Raw genomic sequence first — 20,933 nt, 5'->3', positions numbered from 1 at the left:
AACTTCGGTCGTCCGTTCGTTTAGATCCCCGGCCGCTTTTCGGGCGGCATTGCAGCAGAGCTGTTCATCTCGGCAATGCCACCCTGAACCGACCACCGCCTGTCTCGGCTGCGATGCAGCGCACCTCACCACCGTGTTGCCGTGCAATCTGACGGACAAGGCTGAGACCGAGGCCATATCCGCCATCACCCTCGTTCGCGCCGCGTGCTCTGTAGAACGGCGCGAAGATGGCCTCACACTCGCTCGGAAGGACGCCTGCGCCACCATCGTGGACCTCAAGCGCGATCTCATTTGCACAGGCTGTCAGCGTGACGAGGATCTGTGTCCCGCCGCCATGGCGTTGCGCGTTTTCGAGGAGATTGCGGATCATCCGCCGCAGAAGGACTGCGTCGCCGGACATCTTCACGCGCACGCCCGCGAACCGCGCGGTCGCGCGCGCACATTCTTCGGCAACGAGCGCGGTCAGATCCACGACCGTTCGCGAACTCGCATGCACTGACGTCCCGTCGAGGCGGCTCGCCAACAGCACTTCCTCGACCAGCTGGTCGAGCTCCATCACATTGCGCGCTAACTCCGCGCGTACTGCGGCGGACGGTGCCTCGGACAGCAACTCGGTCGCCATGCGGATACGCGCGAGCGGCGATCGCAGTTCGTGGGAGGCATTGGCTAGCAGGATCCGCTGCGCGCTCATCAACGCTTCGATACGCCCGGCCGATTGGTTGAAGCTCATTGCCAGCCGCGCAATTTCGTCGCGCCCCTCGACGGCAACCCGGCTCGACAGATTGCCCGTCCCCCAGGCATCGACGCTGGCCTGGAGCCGCTCGAGCCGGCGGGTAAGCCGGCGAACGACGGGGAATGCAGCGACCGCCACGACCACCGCAATCGCCAACAGCAGCGCCAGCATGGCGAGATGGCCACGGAAGCCCTGCATGGCCGCTGGAGCCGCGCCGTAGCGCAGATGCGCCAGTCCAAAGAGAGTTGCCGCCGCGGTTAGGCTCGCCAGCAATGCGAGATAGATCCGCCAATACAGGCGCTGCATCAGGCGGGGTCGGCCGCTGTCACCGTCCAGCACGTCAGGCTCAGCCATCCTGCACCCGTGCGAACACGTAGCCCGATCCGCGTACTGTGATGATGCGCCGAGGCTGCCTGGGATCGTCTTCGATTGCGGCACGCAGGCGTCCGATATGAACGTCAATCGATCGGTCGAATGGCACGTGGCTTCCGCCATTCAACGCGTCGATCAGCTGGTCGCGCGACAGCACGCGACCGGCGCGTTCGGCGAGCACCACGAGCAGATCGAACTGATAGGCGGTCAGCGGGCAACCCTGCCCGTCCAGCTGTGCCACGCGCGCATCGCGGTCGATCTCCAGCCGCCCGAACCGCAACCGCGGCAGGCTGTCCGCTGCGGCTAACGCCGGTCGACGCAGCACGGCACGCAACCTGGCCAGCAGCTCGCGGGGCTCGAACGGTTTGGGAAGATAGTCGTCAGCGCCCAACTCCAGGCCGATTACGCGGTCGAACGGGTCACCCTTTGCCGTGAGCATCACGATCGGCACCGCACCTGCGGGCGACGGCAGTGCGCGGATGCGCCGGCAGATGCCGAGCCCGTCGCTGTCGGGAAGCATCAGGTCGAGCAGCACGGCCGCGAACCCCGCATGCTCGTGGTCGCGCAACGCGGCCAGGCCCTCCTCGCCGGTCGTGACGTGCGCGATGAGATAGCCGTGCTGGGCCAGATAGGTCTTCACCATCGCCGCCAGGCGGCAATCGTCTTCGATCATCAGGATATGCTGAATGATGGCGTTAGCCTTCGGAAGATGATGCAGGGATGTCCAGCAGACCATACAGGCTTCGCGCACTGCGCAAAGCCTGTAGGTCAGGTCCGACGATCGCGTGCCGTCAGCGACCTGTGTCGACCGCGAGTGCTGCGATCTCGACCGCCTCTGCCGCATGGACGGCAGCAATCTGGTCAAGTTGAGCCGAAGCACGGGCTATGGCAGTTCGAGTACAGCGCATCTCGCTCAGGTTCATCGCCAATGGCAAAACACCCTGGGTGGCGCATACCCGACGCGCTGCTCCATGGATGCGCCTCTGAAGGGTCGCCCGGCCGGCTTCGCCGCGTAGATCGAGATCGGCAACGCTGACGCGTTCTATCAGGGTCTGGCTTGACGGCGACGTCAGCGGCACGGCGTCGCCTGAGACGGTCAGTATGCATATGCCAACCAAAAAGGGGCTCACAGCCCTGCTCCCTTGTGATGAACCGCTTTGAGATGAGCAGCCAATCGGACGCGCTGTGATGGTGTCAGCACCTCGGCCGCGTCGGCCAGCCCTTGGACGATCCGCCGCGAGGCACGGTCCGCCTGCTGCACCTGCCCGACACGCAATGCCTCCAACCCGGCGCGATCGATCGACGGCTGCAACAGCAGGACGTATGTACGTTGGTGCGCGGTCCGGAACCGTGCGTGAAAGGCATTCAGATCGGTATGGGCCGAATTGGCGATTAGCTTCAGCTCGGCCCTTTGCTTGGGTGTTCCGTCAGGCAGAAGTTGCGTTAGCATTTTGTTGAAGTCCGGGTCGTTGATCGCAGGATCCGCTGGCGCCGAATGGCCAGGCAGCCCGTGCAGGGGCGGTACCGCCGAGGCTAGGCCAGCACCGGCGATCGCTGCGGTCCCGGCCACGACGGCCAGCAGCCCGGCAACCGTCCAGCGTCGTTGAAAATATCGGTTCATTGCACAGCGCTCCATCCAATTCAGCCGACGAACTATTCGTTGGCCGGTCTGCAATGGCAGCGCGCTTTGGCTTCAAGATGTGCGCCGGGTAAAGTTTTGCAAACGTCAGCCAATTGGTGGCGATACACCTGTATTTGAGTCACCGACCGCCATGTAGCTCTTCTGTGGGCTCGACCCATATGCGACGATATCGTCGCGGCATTCCTTGCAGGGGATGAGGTGGAGACGCAGCCCGTGGAGACCGAGCCGGTCAGCATCCGCCCGGATCGTGAAGTCGGACTCGCGAATCTCGACCGGCAGATCGGCCTTGCGAAGATGGAGAAGATGGTCCGCTTCACGGTCGTGCTCCGCCCTCACGCGGCCCAGCTCGTTGCCTGGTATTCGGAACGGAAGGATCCCGACGTGCCGATCGATCCGACAATCGATCTGTCGAGCATCGCTACGGCGTCGCATCGACCACGGTGAACGAATGCCAAATGTGGGCAGGCACGTTCCAGCGCTCCGGCTTTGACCAGACCTGATTCCACCATCTTAGCTATGGGGCGAGTTGGTCTTAATATTCGCACTACGCGCTGGCATAATAACGACGACAACCCCAAAGCTTTGGCTTCGGGGTTGTCGTAGGATTTGGTTGCGGGTACGTGCAGCCACTTTGATTTGTTAACCTACGGTCGTTGCTGACGCCATTTTCGGCTCAATTTATACTGTACGCCATCATTACTTTAGGCCGACTCATAATACTGGCATAGTTAGCAGCTTCGCCGGTGACGTAGCATAACGTGGGACTTTGAGTCAGCGCGTGGATCATCCGCTGGTACTGAATCGATTGGACTAGGTGCTGCGCATCTTCCGCAAGCCTGCTCCCGCAGCAGCATTTAGAAGCGCGTTCACCGCGACAGGCATCACCAGCGTACCGCCGCTGGTGCATCGACTACGTATCTCGTGATTGCCCTCCAAATGTATAGGCTGAGCAAGCGATTCACGCGGGTACGGCAGACACATCCCTAATGTGTTCAATCTCGCGGTTGCCGACCCTACTTGAACGGGATTTGTGTTCCAAACCACGTGCTCAATCAGGGTACATCCGGATTGACGATAGGCGTGACTTCCCGCCCTTTTGGTAGGTGACGGAAAACCTCAAGATTTTGGTTTCCGCACAGTCGAACGAAGCGACAGGGTTTGTCGCATGTGCCACGCGTAGGCATGGGCAATCCTGGGCGCCTGACCTACCGCCTGACGACAATCATATGTTTTACGACAGGGCGTGGGGTAAAAGCTGCCCGGCCGCTCACGCCCACTTGCAGTCATTCAATCGTTACGAGACAGTGGTGCATGCGATGGACCGACCTGCCTACTGCCCTAGTAATTTCGTTATGGGGCTACCTATTGTATGCGGGCATCGGCGGCTTGTGCGATATTAAAGCGCAGCATGTTCCCGGCTATCCAGCTTCCGGTCAAATGATCTTATATGCTGGCGTGCCGGTGCTGGCGCTCCTTTTGTTAATGGGAGCAGTCGTCCTTTCCCGTAAGGCACGCTGGTTTTATGATCTCTATCCATTTACAGTGGGTTTAGTCGCGTTCCTGATTTTTCCTGTTTTAATGTTTTGGGGTGGTGGCGTCTAAGCGGCAGAGGGTGTGGACGGCAGCTTTCCACCAATCGCGGACATCGGTTTGATCGTCCACCTTTATGCAGATGCTGCTACGAAGCGATCAGACATAAGCTACCAGACCGACCGTCGAAGCCGAACACGAGCCATCGCCGTATACGGGATCGGTTTTGGCTAAGGGCGAAATGACACCCTAAGCGGTGGTGCTCTTGGGCCAGAGGTATTCGCCGGTGAACAGAATGTGCGTCCAACCCGCTGTTGGACTGCGTGTCGGTAGTCGCGATGTGCGGCATGACCTTCGAGGTCGATACGCCGCACGGCCGGATGATGGCAACGATGCTGGCTGGCATCGCGCAGTTCGAGCGCGACATGCTGAGCGAGCGAGTTCGCTCCGGACTCGCCGCGGCACGGGCGCGGGGCCGGAAGCTTGGGCGGCAGGTTGGCTACCGCCCTAAGTCCGACCGCTTGGCACCCAAAGTGCTCGCGCTCATTCCCGAGAGCCGCGGTTATCGCTGGATCGCCCGCGATCTCAGTCTCAGCAAGAACGCCGTCGCTGCGATCGTCGGGCGGGCGCGGATGGAGACGGCTCCCGATATCGAAACGGCGGAATAAGCGGTACCCTCCGGATATCATTGAGAGCGGCATTAAGACACTTCTTGCCCTTTGAACTGACCCGAAGCTTGGCCAAAGGAGTCCTTTGATTGACCTATCAGCAGGGGCTTCGAGCAGGGGCCGGTCGAGACAAACTGATGCCGACTAGACGTGCGTTGGAAGACGATCCATCTTCGGCATCGGGATTATGAGGAGCAGCCGAATGAGAGTGGCTATAGGGCTGGCAATCGTCTTTGCTACGCCGCTTTGGGCGCAAGTGCCCCAGCCCGGTGGCCCGGTGGTTACTGCAATGGCTGCGTACGACAATGGTCGCTATTTAGAAGCAACCGACAAACTCGCCGCTGCCGCGTTCGATACGCACGGTAAAGCCACTGACGAATACGCGTTCCAGATGTGGGAGCAGGTCAGCTCGGCGGTCACCAACGAGCTTGATCTGGTAACGCTCGACAAGTCTCGGCCGCCTAGACCCGCTGACACCGATTGGGACAAGGCAATCGCGGGTTCAGTCGGGCGTGACGCGATCGCGGAGATTGTTCGCCGCGCGCGAGACACGGGCATCGTGATCCTCAATGAAGCGCATAGCCACCCGCGCGATCGTGCCTTTGCCTGGCGGGTCGCGCAGGCGCTGCGCCCGTTGGGCTATTCGGTGCTTGCGGCGGAGACGTTCGACAACGAACCCCCTTATGCTGGTCAGCCGACCCTTGTGGAACGGCTCGCCCGCGATCGCTTCGTCCGGATCAGCACCGGCTTCTATACCCGTGACCCGGTATATGCCGCGTTTCTGCGCAACGCACTCGCTATCGGTTACGAGCCGGTGTCATATGAACAGAACAGCCTACAGCGGCCCAAGGGACGTCTCCCACGACGCCAAAGCATCGAAGCGCGAGAACAGGCCGAGGCGGATAATCTAACCGCAATCCATCGGCGCCTGCCTACAGCCAAGCTTCTGATCTATGTAGGCCACAGCCACGTTGCCGAGGCAGCGCTTGATGAAGATAACGGTGGCAAGATCGAGTGGATGGCCGCACGGCTAAAGCGAATGACCGGCATTAACCCGCTGACAATCGACCAGACCACCGTGACCGAGGTGCCCGCCTCTACTCGCCAGTCTTATTATATGGCGGCCGCGCGCGTGAAAAATAGCTACGGTATCCTGTTCGAGGGCGACCGGCCGTTGGTGCTCGGGCAATATGCCGGGGCGGTTGACCTGCAAGTCGTCCACCCTCGACGCACCTATCGCTATGGCCGTCCTGCGTGGTTAGGCGATCTTGGTGGCGAACCGTTGTCCATTCCCAAGACGCTTATTCCAACCGATGGACACCGGCTCGTCCAAGTTTTTGCTGCAACCGCACCTACCGATGCGGTTCCGCTAGATCAGTTTGTCGTCCGCGCCGGATCGCCCCCCGCCATGCTAATTGCCCCCCGGGGGCCGGTCCGTTTCGTCACCCAACCATGACAGTGACGGATCCATTCACGTGTCTAGACGGGCTCGACCGGCCTACCATTCGGCTTAGGGTGTCATTTCGCCCTTAGCCGGGACCGACCCCTATACGTGGCCCTTCTTTGCGTTGGCGCGGCGCTAGGCTTCCCTGTCAGGCTCGACGTGATTACTGACCATATCCTCTGGTAGCAGCGGCCGACGGCCGTTCGAAGGTCCGCAATCCACCAAGTCGTGCCGTTCTGAGGCTCCTGGGCCGACCCACTCACTCCGAAGTCGACCGACTGCGATCCGACGTCTGACAAGCATGCTCGGCAGCCTCAGCCGCTAGCACGAACAACGCGTCGCCAAGACGTCCTCAAGCGTGAGCCCCTGCCAAGGTTATCGGTTTCAGAGCGCCTTAACTTGATAGAACAATGCTTGACGCAAATCCCCATGCATCCGATGGTGATTGAAATTGCAGGGAGAGCGCACCGATGAAGCTGCTTGTTACGGGCATTGCCCTGATCGTGCTCGCCGGATGCAGCCGCGCCCCGGAGGGCAGCGCAGGTGAGCCCGACGTCGCCGGCAACGCGATCGCTGGCGTGGCATTCGACTACAGCTATTCCTTGGTCTTGCCCTCGACGCGCATAGGGGATCTGCAGGAGGACCATGCCCGCGCGTGCGAAAGCCTCGGTACCGCGCGCTGTCGCATAACAGGGTTACGTTATAGCGTTGACCGCCAAGGCGACGTGAACGCCAGCTTGGCGGTCAAGGTCGCGGCGTCGATCGCCCGGACCTTTGGCCGCGACGGCGTCAAGCGTGCCGAGAGCATGGGCGCGACACTAACCGGCGCCGACATCAGCGGTACCGACGTTGCCTCCGAGGCGGCCGTCACGACCCTTCAACAGGCCGATCTGGACAGCGACCGTGCGCGCATCATGCGGGAACTCGCCCGCCTTGACCTCTCGCCACGCGAGCGCACCGAACTTCTCCGTCAGCAGGCGGCGCTTGCAGAACCCGTTCGTGCCGCCGCGGCCCAAGCGGCGACGCAGCGCGAGAGCCTGGCCAACACGCCGATGACCTTCGCGTATCGGACCGGCCGGGGAACGGGATTGATCGACCGGTTCCGCGATGCCGGCGATACCGCGCTGGGCTCGATCGGCCTGACGCTCGCCGCTCTGCTCTGGGTCGTAGCCGGACTTGGGCCGCCATTCCTCGTGCTAGCGCTTGTATTCCTGTTGTGGCGTCGATGGGGCCGTCGTAGGTGGGGTGCGCTAGTCGAGCGCGCCGACCCTTCATAACGGTCTTGACCGTCAGGTTGCTCCCCTAACGTCTCGGTCCTTCTGCAAGGGGCCGGGCCGCTTCCCGCCGATTCCGGGCATTCGACTTTCGCCCAAACCCGGACGTTCAGGCTGGCGATCCGGGCGCCCAATAATAACGGCCATTCGTTCAGCGCGATCTTTCCCGTTTCTCCGTCTCCGATTGGCTATTTCGGGAAAGAGAAATTGGGAACAGATTTTGGGAAAGCGAAACCCGCAGGCGTTCGTCAGCGCGATCGAGGCGGCGAGACTCCCCGATCTACGTTCGCTTTCGGGAAAGCCGGCTCGACCGCTATCGCTAAAACCGGCCGATCAATAGATCGTCGATCGTCAGAATCGCTGGCACAGAAGCTTCAAACCAATCAGGATACACCCAACCACAACAAAAAGGCTGGTGGATGCTCCTTCCTATTCTTGCGATGATGTTAGCTTCTACGAGCCCTTCGGAGCCATCTTCGTCGTTGCCAATCTGCAACGGAGTTGAACCGACTGCTGGAACTCAACCTCCCTCAATTGTTTCCGCGCTACGGATGTCTGAAGCTTGGTTCCAAGCTTCTAAAACGGCGAATGACGCCGATTACATCGCCTTAATCAATGATCGAGGACCAAAGATTCCTGGCGGCCCGGCCGAGTGGTTGGAAATGAGGAGTTTTCTCGGCAACCTTCAACTCTGCGGTGTAAAGTCCGTTGATAGCAACAACCTATACATTTGGGTCTTTGATAAGAACGCAGATTCATTCGCAGTTACACAGTTCAGAATAAATGCAACTATCTCGGAAAACCCTGAATTCGTCGGCGTATTTCTAACTGACGAAGCACCACTTGGCTACGTGAGACCAGAACCGCTCACGTCTCGTATGCTTGTCAAAGCTGTGGAAGAGCGTGTGGGCGGCAAAGCGGCTAAAGACCATTTTTCGGGCGCAGTGCTGATTTCGCATTTGGGACGCATACTTTTTCAAATGGCGTATGGTTTAGCGGATAAAACGAACCACAAACCAAACACTCTCGATACGCAGTTCCGCTTCGGTTCGATGGGTAAGATGTTCACGGCCGTAGCCATAATGCAACTGGTTCAAGACAATAAGATTGACTTGGATGCTCCCATTGGCCGCTACTTGACCGGTTATCAATCCGGAACGTTGCCACGAAGGTCACTGTTGCTCACCTCCTTACACACACGGGCGGAACCGGTGACATCTTTGGGCCGGAATTTGATAGACGAAAAGGTTCACTGCGCAATCTGAAGGATTACGTCGCGCTGTATGGTTCGCGTGCGTTAGAGTTCGATCCCGGCAGCCGCTCCTCGTATAGCAACTATGGCTTCATCCTGCTGGGCCGAATCGTTGAGACCGTTTCTGGGCTGAGCTACGATGACTACACCCGACGATATGTATTCGCGCCAGCCGGAATGACGTCGACGGGTAATGATCCTGAGCGTTCAATCTTACCTCGTCGGGCCATGAGTTATATGGGGTCTGGTACTAAAATCTCGCGAGCGGATGATACCCTTCCGTTCAGTGGTACGTCCGCTGGAGGAGGCTATTCGACAGTAGGTGATTTCAATAGGTTTGTTAACGGTCTGACTTCCTACCAGCTACTGCGACGTGAAACGTTTCAGAGTTTAAAAGACGGTGGATTGAAAACTAGCGGCGGGCATTTTACCCATTTTGATTTCGGTGGATCAATGGCAGGGATCGGCCCGTATATTGGTCACGGTGGCGGAGCACCCGGCATGAGCGGTTCGTTATTCCACTTCTTGCAGAACGGCTACACGATCGTCGTACTGGCCAACCGCGATCCCGGCACTGCCGAAAGCATCTCTAATTTTACGGCGCACCGCTTGCCCGCTAATTAAGCCGCCGAACCGCAAGGAGCGTCTGATTCCAGTCAACCCGGACATTCCCGAAATCCGCCCCTTTTTGGGAAGGGCGGCAGCTGCCTAAGGTCGGCTATCGCTACCCGCCCTCCCGAAAGCAGCCGGTCCGTTGACCACCATTTATCGTCATTCATCGTTTGGGTGTGCGGAAAACCCGGTCGTAATCACGACTATGCGACAAACAGGTGATTTCGGACAGCGTACCAAGCACTCCGACCATTCCGGAGTGCCGCAAACTTACCGTTTTCCGACACCCTGCAGATCACCAGAGTTCTTGCTTTACCCCGAGGTCCCTGCCGCTGCTCAGTAGCTTTGTCGGAAAGGTTGTGTTTTTCGACAGGGTGCAGGCCAAAAGCTGTCCGGCCGCTCACGCCTATTCCTTGCCATTCCCGGCCGCCAGCGCGCTTACTTATTGCGGACGTTCGTTCAGCAAGACACGATGATATTGCCGACCCTTCTAGCCGAAGGCGTCATCGGTCATCTCACGGCAGCGCTACGGATCGCGATACGAAGGCAACGGAGCGATGCGGACGGTAGTTCGATCACGCCCAGCACAGCCGGCTGGTCGACCAACAAACGCGCACGCGATTTTAAGCCCCAGGGCACAATGCCCACCCGATCTCGCCGTAGCTCGGGCTGCTACCCGAACGCTGTATTCGTTCAATAATGTAGGTCAGTGGCTTGATACGCTGGAGTGTAGATGGTGACAGGCCAACATGTCCCCTCATCGATAAGGTAGACCCGCGGCTCCCTCGGGAATGTAGGGGAATATGACAATAATTCTAGTCTATACTGAACGAGGCGAGTACATTCGCTAGAGTCTGCTCCCCGCTAATTAGAAAGTTTTGGTAGCTAAACTTTTCAGCCACAAAATGATGCGCAGCGCTTCCTATCCGTGCGGCCTTTTCCGGATTGTTAAATATTTCGAATATGCGCTCAGCAAGCGAGCTATGATTATTTTGCTCGGCTATCCAACCCGTCTTATCGGGGATAACACTATTTTTTAGTTCACCGACGGGCGTAGTAAGGACCGGCAGTCCAGCGTGCATCGCTTCGTGGGCAGCTATGCAAAGTCCCTCGTTTCGCGAGGGCTGAATGTAGCCGTGCAACTGTGCAAGGAATTCATATGGGTCGCTACGATACCCGGAGAATTTTATGTTGGCGACGCCACGGTCCTTCGCCAGCTTTTCTAGCGAAGCTCGCTGTTTTCCATTGCCGGCAATTTCGAATGAGACTCGCGATGCCACCTCGGGATAGCGCTCAGACAATATCGCCAACGCTTCGATTAATACGTCGTACCTCTTATTCTTATGGAGCCGTCCCAGGCTCCCAAAACGGAATATACCGTTCCCGTCCCACATTCTAGCGCGAGGTTGCTCAGGATCAGCGTAGAACAGTGGCCATATGTCAACGTCTCTTGGCTCCAGGCTCAGCGACGATACCGCAAAGTCAGCCGCTGCCGTTGAGTCCGCGACCCACCGCTTCGTAAACCGTTTTGTAACATGTAGAATACGTCGATTAGACGGTTTCAAAAAATCGTTGTGCTGCCATGCGACAACTGGTGTTCCCGCGATTACGCCAGCAATTTGCCCGTAAACAGTAGCTTGGATCATAGAAGTCCAGATCACGTCAGGCTTTTCCTGCCGGCACAGACTGAGCAGTCCACGCATTGGCTTAGCATGCTGATGTAACCGGTCACCGATGAAACGGTAACGGATGCCAGCTTCGCTAAGCCGATTGCAAGCCGCACTGCCTTTACCAATGACCGCTACCACCTCGACAATATTACCTAGGTCTTTCATTGCCTTTACAACCTCCGCAATTGGCAGAGCAGCTCCAAATCCATCAAGCATTGTAACTAAGTATATAATTTTCATAAGCGAGAGCCCTGACGAATTCTGATCTGAACTGCGTTTCCAAGCACAGTCCAAGGCGAGGGGCTCGCATCACTCAGTGTAGGGACCTGCGGCTATGGCATCGACCCAGGAGGGCGCAGCATAGCCCGGCACGTACCGCTCGCCGAAATCGCGGATAAAGGTGTCGTAAGTGGTTTCCGGTTTGGTTTCTGCCAGATGCAGCGCGCAAGCGGCAAAGGCGCGTTTCATGTCGAGCCGTGGGACCGCCAAGACGACCGCGGCGATCTCGGTCGGGCCAAGTATCGCGTAATCGGCGGTGCCGAAATCGACGCCGATCCCGCGCGACGACAGCGCAACCTCGGTCTCCTTGAACAGGCTGATCGAGTGGGTGGCGTGCAGCGCGATGCCGTCCCACACCAATTGCGCACGGCGATCGTCGAACCCCAGGTCGCGGACGAAGGCGCGAGCGAGGTTGGCGCCATTGACCTCGAAGCGATGCGGGCCCTCGCCGTGCGGCGTGAAACCCATGTCGTGCAGCAGGGTCGTGACCGCCACGATCTCCGCATCGAAGGGTTCGGCGCGCCGCGCACCGATCTTGGCCGCGAAGATCCAGGAACGTGTGACGTGGTTGAACAGGACCGGGGACATGCGCGCGCGGGCAAAGTCGAACGCCTTGAGGATGGCCGGGGTCTCGGCAAGCTCGGCGAAGCGCTCGCGCAATTGCCCGTGCGACAGGGTGATGACGGTGGACATGACGGGTCTCCCGCGCGCGCAAGAGGCGGCGCCGTGGTGGAAAGGACGGTCGTCGGAAAGCGGGCGGGATACGACTCCCGCCCGCCGCCAAAGCTCACTGCCGGATGAACGCCAGAATATCGGCGTTGATGACGTCGGCGTGCGTCGTCGCCATGCCATGCGGATAGCCCGGATAGGTCTTAAGCGTGCCACGGCGCAGCAGTTTGACCGCGCCTGCCGCAGTGCCGGCGATCGGCGCGATCTGGTCGTCCTCGCCGTGCAGCACCAGCACAGGCTGCTCGATCGCTTTCAGGTCGGCGGTGAAGTCGGTTTCCGAGAAAGCGGTGATGCAGTCATACTGCGCCTTGATGTCGCCTGTCATTCCCTGGCGGAACCAGTTGTCGATCACCGCCTGCGACGGCACCGCGCCAGGCCGGTTGTAGCCATAGAAAGGGCCGCTCGGAAAATCGCGGTAGAATTGCGCGCGATTGCCCGCGACCGCGGCACGGATGCCGTCGATCACCGCGGCCGGGACGCCGTCGGGATTGGCCGCGGTCTTCATCAGCACCGGCGGGATCGCGCCGATCAGCACCGCCTTCGCCACGCGACCGTTGCCGCCGTACCGCGCAACATAGCGCGCCACTTCGCCGCCACCGGTCGAATGGCCGACATGGACCGCGTTCTGCAGGCCTAGCTGCGCGGCGACCGCGGCGACATCGGCAGCATAGCTGTCCATGTCGTTGCCGGTCGCGCTGGGGCTCGACCGACCGTGGCCACGACGGTCGTGCGCGACGACGCGGAAGCCCTCAGCCGCGAAGAACATCATCTGCGTGTCCCAATCGTCGCCGCTCAGCGGCCAGCCGTGGTGGAACATAATCGGCTGCCCCTCGCCCCAGCTCTTGTAGAAGATCTGCGTGCCGTCCTTGACCGTGATCGTGCCCATCGTCTTTTCTCCGTCAGTGTTTAGGGTTGCGCGGCGAACGGCGCCGTCACTCGAAGCGGCGAGCGCCACGCCGGCGGCAACCGCGCCACCGACGAGAAGCGCGCGCCGCGTCGGCACCGTAAAGGTCAGGCCGTTCGTGTTGGCTTCAGAGATTGTCATGGGTGTCCCCCCCCCCCCCTTGGTCGAGCGCGCGCTAGCGCGGTTTGGTCACGGCTATTCGACCTGACCGGTCTTGTTGACGACTTCGATGTCGTGGCCGTCCGGATCGAGGATCCAGGTGGCGAAATAGCCGGGGAAATATTGGAGCTGCGGGCCCGGCGCCGTCCTCACCCCAGCACCCGCCGCGACGGCGGCAGCATGGAATGCGCGGACTTTGTCCTGACTGGAGGCGACCAGGCCGACGTGCACCGCGTCCGGCTGTGCCGCGCCTTCCTTCAGCCACAGGAACCACGATCCGTTGGTGCCGAAACCCTTCAGCTGCGGGTGGCCTTCCTGGGCTGGGAAGTCGGTCACATCGGTGAGGCCGAGCGGCTTCAGTGCTGCCTCGTAGAACGGCACGGACCGTTCGAAACTGGAAACGGTCAGGATCACATGGTCAATCATCGCGGGTCACTCCGGAAGCGGTATCGGGTGACGTCCAGATAGTCGCACCCCCTGACAGATTGTGTCAGGAGCGACGTGCGCGGGGCGCTGCTTACCAAGAATTCAGCTATCAGTGACTATCATCGCCACCGTCGGCGAATTGGCGTGCAGCATCGTCATCGATCTGGCTTCGCCACCTGCGCAGCAGGGCATTGCGGCGTTCCGGATAGCGTTCCTGCAACGGCTCGGCCGCGGAGATGCGATCGGTGCGGAAGGTGCGAAAGGCTTGGCGTGTTTCGCACCAGGCCACGACGACGCGCGCTTCCTGCATGAACCCCAGCGCGATCGGCCAGACGATCCGATTGCTCTCCGCACCCTGTGCGTCGCGATAGGCGATGCGCAGTTTCAGCCGCTTGTCGATGCTCGACCGGAGCACGGCATAATCCACGAGATTCTCGGGAAATGCCGGACCAACCGGCCCTGGCAGCGAAATGGGCTCTTGCAGCGTCTCCCGCGCAGCGACCGAGAGCACGGACGCGATCTTGGCCGCTGCATCGCGCGCCGCCGCCTTCAGCACTTCGTCGCCGAATTGATTCACATATTTCAGGCCGAGCACCACCGCCTCGGTCTCTTCGTTGCTGAACATGAGCGGCGGTAGAAACATCCCTTCTCGCAGGACATATCCGACGCCCGCCTCGCCAAATATTGGGGCCCCTTGAGCGGTAAGCTCTGCAAGATCACGGTAGAGAGTACGTTCCGATACCCCCATTTCCTGCGAAAGAGACAGCGCGGTGACGGGCTGTTTCTTGCTACGAAGAATTTGCAACAGTTCGAAGAGTCGGCCGGTTCTCGCCAAGATCGCAGCCCCCTTCATTGTGCTCGAGAATGCCGAGACAATCATGATGGATAAAGACGGCTCGTGACAGAATGCGGCAGGAGCGTCGAGCCGCGGATACTGCCTTTACATTCTAGGTGCTCAATGTGGTTCGAAGCTAAGGTTGACCGGCGCCACCTAACGGCGCTCGAAAGTGTCGACTCTGGTCACTGCATGGCTTTGAACAGTTGACCGCTTTCGGGGTCGCTCCTGGTTAGCATGAACGTCATGAAGCGAGCACGTCGCCGATGGCCTCCTGCGTGCAACCTGATTGGCAGTCTTCGGCACGGACGGACGTCAGCCCATACTAACGTGTACGACCGGTTCTGTTCGCTAGCCACCACCCCGTCTCCGTTGATGAACGGCAGTTATCGCTTCTGCCTAACCGAAGGAGGTCAGGCAGAAGTCCACCAATGTCCGACATTCAGCGAGCCGGATCAACGAATGACCGCTAACGACCAAAGTCGGTCATTCGAGGCTTGTCCCGCCGATCCCGAAAGCCGCCGTTCGTGATGCGAAAATCAAAAGTTTTGCATCAGCCGGCTTGGGTAAAGATCAATCATTTTCAATCTCAGCTGCACCAGCGAGCGGCATAGGTTGAGGGCCGGGTGGAGGTGAGACGAGCAATAACCCGTCATCATCGGGACGACGTGGGCGTCGACGCAGCAAATTCCGTAGACGTTGAGCGATCTCTTTCCCGAGCGCCCTTTGAGTCGTCGCACGTGTAGCGGGCCCATTAAGATCTTTGAACGGCATCACTGTCCTCGTTCAGGTTCGTGTTCTATAAATTAAGTCCCACCAATCCCTACTTGGCCAAGCAGCGCGAGCGAGTGGGTGGGGGCAACGCAGCATTTGTATTAGCGACCTCAAAGCCCATACCGGTCCCGTAGCGTCGCAATAGGTCTGCATGGCCCGCCCCGAACACCGCAACTGTGCGATCGCCCGGTTCACCTGCGATGCGCCGTAGGTTACCAGCGATCCGGAGATTACGCGCATGCCACGCACCGACCCACGCTGCGCCGGGATTGTTCACAGCGTCGCCAAAATTCGCAATACGAAAGTAAAGGCTGTCGTCCCATGCGACATATGCCGGCGAATTTAGGTCGCGCAGCCAGTCTGCGATCGGTCGGCAGCGGTTCAGCGCGTCCCGCGCATCTGTGCGTTGCTGTCCGTCGGCGGTGAGCTTGGCTAACTCGTCGGACCGGCCGTGCGCGGTAAGCCATTTGCCGAAATCATAGTCGTCGTCCGTGCCTGGTGCCTCTTCCAGCCAGTTGACTGCATCAACCCGAGGTAGGTTCAACATCGCGGCAAGTCGCAATCCTATCTGGTCTACCTCGTCGGAACTGAGGACGTATCGGCCAGCGCGATAGGCGGCGTAGCGCTCGTCGAGGGAAGCTTGTTTGGTGGTGGACCACTCAACCGCGACATGGTTCGGTCGTGTTGCCGCCAGTGCGGTAACCAGTCGCTCTATCTCGCGCTGCCGCGCGGGCGTGAGCACGTCCTCTACATTGGCGTTCACAATATCGCGGTGATGGTTCGCGAAATGCGGGACTCCTAACACTAGTAGGTACGGCTGGGCCGATGTCGCAGTTGCCGAAGATAGCATGGTGGTAAGAAGCCAGCGGACCAACATGGCAAGTCTCCTCGTGCATCGCTGTGCTATATCAGCAATACACAAGGTGCAACGGGGATTGATGCAAAACTCATGGATTGCGCATCAGCCGAAGAACTGCAGCAAACCGCGGGATCCGGCGATGCAAAACACTGATGCATCCGGGATACCCGTTCGGCCGGTTTCCTGGGGTCCGGCTTCCAAAACGGAAGGTCCGCTTTCTACCAGAAACGGCCATTCCGCTTGCGCCCAATCTTTGACATACGGCTTGATTTCCCGACTTCCTGGAAGCCGCCATTCGTGTTGCCTAAGCGCTCATCATATTATGTTGAGTACATGAAGTTCATCACTCTCAATCGCGCGTGCGCCTTCCCGCTCATTTAAGCGGGCCGGTTTCGGCTCACTTGGCGGCTTTCGCTGCCCGATGACCCACGCCTTTTTGTGAGAAGTTATGTGAAAACATTCAGATCCTGTGCTTAGCGCAGATGATATCACCTCTTTCATGCGCGACGGCTTGGTCCGTATCGATGAGGCCTTTAGCGAGCATATCGCAGAGCAGGCCCGCGCGATCCTGTGGGAAGCCACCGGTTGCGACCCAGATGATCGTTCATCATGGACCCGACCGGTCGTGCGCCTAAACCAGTTCAGTCAAGCTCCGTTCCAGGAGGCAGCGAATACGCCAAAGCTGCGCACGGCGTTCGATCAGCTTGTCGGCACTGGCCGCTGGTTTCCTCGTGACCGCCTTGGAACCTTTCCGGTCCGCTTCCCCTCCGAGGGCTCACCCGGCGACGATGGCTGGCACATTGACGTCAGTTTCGGGGACGAACACCCCGACTTTATGGAGTGGCGCGCCAATATAAGCAGCAAGGGACGAACTCTGCTGAGGCTGTTCCTATTTTCGGACGTTGGTGTCGATGATGCCCCAACCCGTATTCGTCTCGGCTCGCATGCCGACGTTGCAAGGCAACTCGCGCCGGCAGGCGAGGCTGGCCTGACCCTTCGCGAGCTTGCCGCCGATGGGTTTGCCGGGTCGGCGAATCGGCGGGAAGCATTAGCTGTGGGCAAGGCTGGCACGGTATATCTGGGCCACCCGTTTCTCGTGCACGCCGCGCAACAGCATCGTGGAACAGAACCGCGATTCATGGCTCAACCGCCCCTGATGCCGCGTGAGCCCATCTCCCTATGTCGGCTCGACGGAAACTATTCTCCAGTGGAACAGGCAATCCTGAACGCGATCTCGCCCCGATAGGAGATTTGAGCGGCCCGTCTGCTTCAAGCTCGCGAGGGGGAGAAGCGGACAGTCTGCTAACCACCACCTATTGCCGTTCAGACCCTTCGTGGGCGTCCATCGTGCCTAAAAGCCGACCGGCAGCTATCGGGCGGGAAAGCTGCCAGTCCGCAAGCGCCCAATAGCGGTCATCGAACGGCTCGTATCAAGTCTTCAGAACTTTGGCTGCGTCTGGGCTGCGGTCTTGTGCGGCTGAGGGCATCAGAGACATGGCTTGGGCGATGAAATTTCGCTCGTGCTCGCGAGTAGCGAAGAAGCGACGCGGCAGCACCATCGCGCTGCTCTGAACTAGGAACACCCAATATTTCCGCGTCAGATAGAGGTCCGTGACGCAGGACCAGCGCGCAATCGTTGTAAGGTCTGCCAAATCATAGACTATGGCTTCGGGCGTGAGCCGGAGGGTGAGTTGCTGTTCGTAGGTCTGACCCCGCTCGGTGAGCGCTCTGCGCATTAAAGGCGCCGACGCGAGGCGGACTATGAGCCCTCCTACCATGAGACCGACGATGGCGAATTCCACCGGCAACACGGCGACCAGCCATGAACCGGACGTCCATGCCCCCACCGAGACGCCTAAGGCGCACATGCAGATTACGAGGATTAACATGGTCTGTCGTGGCGACAAGCCTCGCCGAGCCTTGATATAGGCCATTGCGGCGGAGCTTTCCCCGGCAGCCAAAACGCCCGTAGTTTCCACCCTGCTCTCCCCAACGCGGCTCTGCAGCGAACGCGATAAGCCGTTTGCCACGTCGACCTAAATTTGCATCAAAGTCGCTTCATGACAACGTCCGCTTGCCACCAGGTCGCGACAATCGCGATCAGCAAGGCGGACCCTGAAAGCGGCTGGTCCGCAGTCGCCCAATAGCGGACGTTCCAGCCAGGTCCTGACCCGCACGCTAGCGCCCATCCGGATCGGCGCGTAAACTGCGGCCATGGAAACCGCTTATGTCTTGCACCACGTCCGCTCTGACGATGAGCACGGCGACGACGCCAAGCTGATCGGCGTTTATAGTTCGCCGTCCCGAGCGGAGGCGGCGGCGAAAAGGCTGCGGCAAGCGCCGGGGTATTGTGACCACCCCGCTGGCTTCACAATCGATCCCTATCCGATAGACGAGGATCACTGGCGCGACGGCTTTGTCTGCTGACGCCCAATTTAGGACGTTCGCGATGATCCCCGTAACCGGCACGGAAGCTGCTTATTGTGCTGCCCGAGCGTAGATGATGGCACCGCTGTCGCTATCCTCGACCGTGCCAATTTCGGTTGAAAAGAAGGAGTATTTTCCGGCGTCAGCGCTCAAGCCAACGCCTCCGACTGTCGCGTAGTGATCCCACTCAACCGCAGAGGGAAGATCGGCGATCTCAACCCGCCGCACCCTCATGGGCTCGCCATCAACGGTAGTGATACACGTTCTGCTGCCGTTGCGAGAAAGCAGCATGCGAACGAGATCTGCCTCGGCCGTGGAATGATCAATAAGCCTCATAAGGCATCATAAGCCTGTCCGCTTGCGGCTGTATGTCCGTTTTCCACCAATATGAGCAGCGACAGACCGGCCAATACCAGCTTTAGCGATGCGGCCTGGCAACCATGTGGGAAGGTCGGAGTCGGAGTGACGCCGCGCGCCCCAGATGGCGTGGATGCCGTCGCAGCCGCCCTCCCCGCTCCACGATCTCGCGCTGGACCTCGCGCGTCTGCTGGCGCGGCAGCAGACGTCACCGAAAAAACAGGTCGCCCTGAAATCGGGTAAGCGACCATCATGACGACCTTCCTTGCGAATGCAGGAAGCACGAATGGAGGAAAGATGAAGCGGTGTGCGATATATGCGCGGTATTCGACGGACAAACAGGACGTGCAGTCGATCGAGACGCAGCTGATGATGTGTCGGCGTGAGGTCGCGCGTGCGGGCTGGCATGAGGTGTTGTGCTTCACAGACGCAGCGGAGTCGGCGGCTACGATGCACCGCCCCGGTATGAAGGCGCTGCTGGCGGCCGTTGCCGCAGGCGGCGTCGACATCGTCTACGCCGACGCCATGGACCGGCTGTCGCGCAGTCAGGCCGATATCGCGACGCTGTTCGACCTTCTCAACTTTCGCGGCATAGTCCTGGCGACGCGCAAGGAAGGCATAGTCACGCCGCTGCACATCGGCATGATCGGTACGATCAACGCCGAGCAGCTGAGCGCCACCAGCGACAAGACCCGCGATGCGCTGGTGCGTCGTCACGCGATGGGAAAGAACCCCGGTGGTTCTGCGTACGGCTATGAGAAGCGCATCGAGCACGACGGCAATGGCGAACGCATCCGCGGCCTGCAGCAGATCGTGCCCGCCGAGGCCGCGGTGGTGGTCCGGATCTTCGAGGACTATGCGGCCGGCCTGTCGCCCATCGCCATCACGCGGCGCCTCAATGCCGACGGCGTACCTCCCCCGCGTAGCGGCAAAGCCAGCAGACATCCGCTCGGCAAGGCCGCGGCCTGGACGCCGAACACGCTGACCGGCAATGCCGCACGCGGCACCGGCATCCTCAACAACCCGCTGTATGTCGGCCGACGGCCGTACGGCAAACAGACGTATCGCAAGAACCCGGAAACGGGCAAACGCCATGCCTTTGTCAACACGGAGGACAAACGATCCGATGACGTCGAGTCCCCGGCCCTCGGCATCGTGCCCATCGAGCTATGGGATCGGGTCAAATTCCGCCAGGCTACGCTATCGCGCGGGCCGAAACAGCGTACCGAGATGGCTGGCCTGCCCTTCTTCGCGCAACAGCGCCCGCGATATCTGCTGACCGGCAAGATGACCTGCGGCAGCTGCGGCGCGAGCTATGCTAAATCGGGCAAGACCCGGTTCGGCTGTCAGGGCGCCGCCAAAAAGGGCCCCACCTGGTGCAACAACCGGCTGACGATCCGCCAGGACGAACTCGACGCACGCGTGCTGGCGGGCTTGTCGAGCGAGATGCTACGTGACGACGTGGTTGCAGCGTTCCTCTTGGAATATGAGGCAGAGACCCGTCGACTGACGGCGGAAACGGTCAGCGCCCGCCCCGAGCGGGAAGCCGAACTGGCCAATCTCGATCACCAGCTCGGGTACGCCAAGGCGGCTATCCTCAAAGGCGTGGCCGCGACGGTGTTCGTCGACGAGATGAAGATCTGGACCGAGCGACGCAAGGCCCTGCTCGCCGAACTGGAACTTACCGAACAGATGGTTTCCCCGGAGCCCGAGCTGCTTAACCCGGACCTGGGCCGCGTGTACCGCGAGAAGGTCGAACAGCTCACCGCTGCCTTCGAGGACGACGCGCTGAAGGCGCAGGCGTTCGAACGGTTGCGCGCGCTCATCGAGGCTGAGGTGCTGACTCCGAAAGACGGAGATCTCGCCATCGACTTACGCGGCGAGCTGGCGTCAATGCTCGAGCTGTGCGCTGAGCCAGAAACGCAAAAAGCCTCCGCGGGGATTCCCTCGGAGGCGTTGCGAATGAATTTGGTTGCGGGGACAGGAT

20 protein-coding genes and 1 pseudogene are annotated in these 20,933 nt (G+C 60.0%); 9 read left to right on the top strand and 12 right to left on the bottom strand.

The genetic code is table 11. The annotated features are described in order from the left end of the window. Nucleotides 1-64: 64 nt before the first annotated feature. Genes IFT71_RS16220 through IFT71_RS16205 form a run of 4 tightly spaced genes read right to left on the bottom strand, consistent with a single transcriptional unit; the run spans nt 65 to nt 2,741 of the window. Nucleotides 65-1,087 carry a sensor histidine kinase gene (locus IFT71_RS16220; RefSeq protein ID WP_192142157.1) on the bottom strand — a complete coding sequence of 341 codons (1,023 nt, stop codon included), beginning with the start codon at nt 1,085-1,087 and terminating at the stop codon, nt 65-67. Beyond that, complete coding sequence (locus IFT71_RS16215; protein ID WP_244654998.1) at nt 1,080-1,970, bottom strand: winged helix-turn-helix domain-containing protein; 891 nt, start codon at nt 1,968-1,970, stop codon at nt 1,080-1,082. The genes IFT71_RS16220 and IFT71_RS16215 overlap by 8 nt, the downstream gene beginning before the upstream one ends. Then, nucleotides 1,897-2,184: a UrcA family protein gene (locus tag IFT71_RS22005; RefSeq protein ID WP_192142153.1), complete on the bottom strand. Its 288-nt coding sequence runs from the start codon at nt 2,182-2,184 to the stop codon at nt 1,897-1,899. The genes IFT71_RS16215 and IFT71_RS22005 overlap by 74 nt, the downstream gene beginning before the upstream one ends. 47 nt (nt 2,185-2,231) lie before the next feature. Next, on the bottom strand, nt 2,232-2,741 hold the full coding sequence (locus tag IFT71_RS16205) for a periplasmic heavy metal sensor (protein WP_192142151.1): 510 nt from the start codon (nt 2,739-2,741) through the stop codon (nt 2,232-2,234). Nucleotides 2,742-2,945: 204 nt separating this feature from the next. Here IFT71_RS16205 and IFT71_RS16200 point away from each other — a divergent pair, with 204 nt between their 5' ends. The 6 genes and pseudogenes from IFT71_RS16200 to IFT71_RS22000 all read left to right on the top strand — a co-directional run bounded on the left by IFT71_RS16200 (nt 2,946) and on the right by IFT71_RS22000 (nt 9,539). Beyond that, complete coding sequence (locus IFT71_RS16200) at nt 2,946-3,191, top strand: hypothetical protein (RefSeq protein ID WP_192142149.1); 246 nt, start codon at nt 2,946-2,948, stop codon at nt 3,189-3,191. Between the two features lie 867 nt (nt 3,192-4,058). Next, nucleotides 4,059-4,349 (top strand): hypothetical protein, encoded by a 291-nt coding sequence (locus IFT71_RS16195; protein WP_192142147.1) that lies wholly within the window; start codon nt 4,059-4,061, stop codon nt 4,347-4,349. Between the two features lie 266 nt (nt 4,350-4,615). Next, a complete protein-coding gene (locus tag IFT71_RS16190) occupies nt 4,616-4,945 on the top strand; it encodes a recombinase family protein (protein ID WP_446740769.1) in 330 nt (109 codons plus the stop codon). 289 nt (nt 4,946-5,234) lie between these two features. Further along, entirely contained in the window at nt 5,235-6,401 is a 1,167-nt protein-coding gene (locus tag IFT71_RS16185; RefSeq protein WP_192142145.1) for a hypothetical protein, read from the top strand. A 458-nt stretch (nt 6,402-6,859) separates the two neighbouring features. Continuing rightward, nucleotides 6,860-7,666, top strand: a complete 807-nt coding sequence (locus IFT71_RS16180) for a hypothetical protein (protein ID WP_192142143.1) — start codon at nt 6,860-6,862, stop codon at nt 7,664-7,666. Nucleotides 7,667-8,082: 416 nt separating this feature from the next. Beyond that, nucleotides 8,083-9,539 (top strand): annotated as a pseudogene (locus tag IFT71_RS22000) (serine hydrolase domain-containing protein). An 803-nt stretch (nt 9,540-10,342) separates the two neighbouring features. Here the strand turns inward: IFT71_RS22000 and IFT71_RS16165 are convergent. From IFT71_RS16165 to IFT71_RS16140, 6 genes are all read right to left on the bottom strand, one after another. After that, nucleotides 10,343-11,437, bottom strand: coding sequence for a glycosyltransferase family 4 protein (locus IFT71_RS16165; RefSeq protein ID WP_192142139.1), 1,095 nt, complete (start codon nt 11,435-11,437; stop codon nt 10,343-10,345). A gap of 69 nt (nt 11,438-11,506) precedes the next feature. Further along, a complete protein-coding gene (locus tag IFT71_RS16160) occupies nt 11,507-12,169 on the bottom strand; it encodes an HD domain-containing protein (RefSeq protein ID WP_192142137.1) in 663 nt (220 codons plus the stop codon). A 94-nt stretch (nt 12,170-12,263) separates the two neighbouring features. Next, nucleotides 12,264-13,091 carry an alpha/beta fold hydrolase gene (locus IFT71_RS16155; RefSeq protein WP_197976204.1) on the bottom strand — a complete coding sequence of 276 codons (828 nt, stop codon included), beginning with the start codon at nt 13,089-13,091 and terminating at the stop codon, nt 12,264-12,266. A gap of 213 nt (nt 13,092-13,304) precedes the next feature. After that, nucleotides 13,305-13,694 (bottom strand): VOC family protein, encoded by a 390-nt coding sequence (locus IFT71_RS16150; protein WP_166748246.1) that lies wholly within the window; start codon nt 13,692-13,694, stop codon nt 13,305-13,307. 109 nt (nt 13,695-13,803) lie between these two features. Next, nucleotides 13,804-14,529, bottom strand: a complete 726-nt coding sequence (locus tag IFT71_RS16145; protein ID WP_192142133.1) for a helix-turn-helix transcriptional regulator — start codon at nt 14,527-14,529, stop codon at nt 13,804-13,806. Between the two features lie 823 nt (nt 14,530-15,352). Next, nucleotides 15,353-16,180, bottom strand: a complete 828-nt coding sequence (locus IFT71_RS16140; protein WP_192142132.1) for a DUF5694 domain-containing protein — start codon at nt 16,178-16,180, stop codon at nt 15,353-15,355. Nucleotides 16,181-16,661: 481 nt separating this feature from the next. Here IFT71_RS16140 and IFT71_RS16135 point away from each other — a divergent pair, with 481 nt between their 5' ends. Then, nucleotides 16,662-17,408 (top strand): phytanoyl-CoA dioxygenase, encoded by a 747-nt coding sequence (locus tag IFT71_RS16135; protein WP_192142130.1) that lies wholly within the window; start codon nt 16,662-16,664, stop codon nt 17,406-17,408. 184 nt (nt 17,409-17,592) lie between these two features. Here the strand turns inward: IFT71_RS16135 and IFT71_RS16130 are convergent, their stop codons facing one another. Continuing rightward, entirely contained in the window at nt 17,593-18,096 is a 504-nt protein-coding gene (locus IFT71_RS16130; protein ID WP_192142128.1) for a YcxB family protein, read from the bottom strand. A gap of 280 nt (nt 18,097-18,376) precedes the next feature. Between IFT71_RS16130 and IFT71_RS16125 the strand changes: the two genes are divergently transcribed. Then, nucleotides 18,377-18,589 (top strand): DUF7336 domain-containing protein, encoded by a 213-nt coding sequence (locus tag IFT71_RS16125; protein WP_192142126.1) that lies wholly within the window; start codon nt 18,377-18,379, stop codon nt 18,587-18,589. A gap of 51 nt (nt 18,590-18,640) precedes the next feature. Here IFT71_RS16125 and IFT71_RS16120 read toward each other — a convergent pair whose 3' ends face one another. Continuing rightward, entirely contained in the window at nt 18,641-18,925 is a 285-nt protein-coding gene (locus IFT71_RS16120) for a hypothetical protein (protein ID WP_192142124.1), read from the bottom strand. Between the two features lie 273 nt (nt 18,926-19,198). Between IFT71_RS16120 and IFT71_RS16115 the strand changes: the two genes are divergently transcribed. Then, a partial coding sequence (locus IFT71_RS16115) for a recombinase family protein (RefSeq protein ID WP_192142122.1) occupies nt 19,199-20,933 on the top strand: 1,735 nt, incomplete at its 3' end.

The sequence above is a fragment of the Sphingomonas sp. CFBP 13733 genome, from assembly GCF_014841795.1.
Classification (GTDB): Bacteria; Pseudomonadota; Alphaproteobacteria; order Sphingomonadales; family Sphingomonadaceae; genus Sphingomonas; species Sphingomonas aerolata.
The sequence above is the reverse complement of the archived record's forward strand: the minus strand, read 5'-3'. Positions and strand labels throughout refer to the sequence as shown.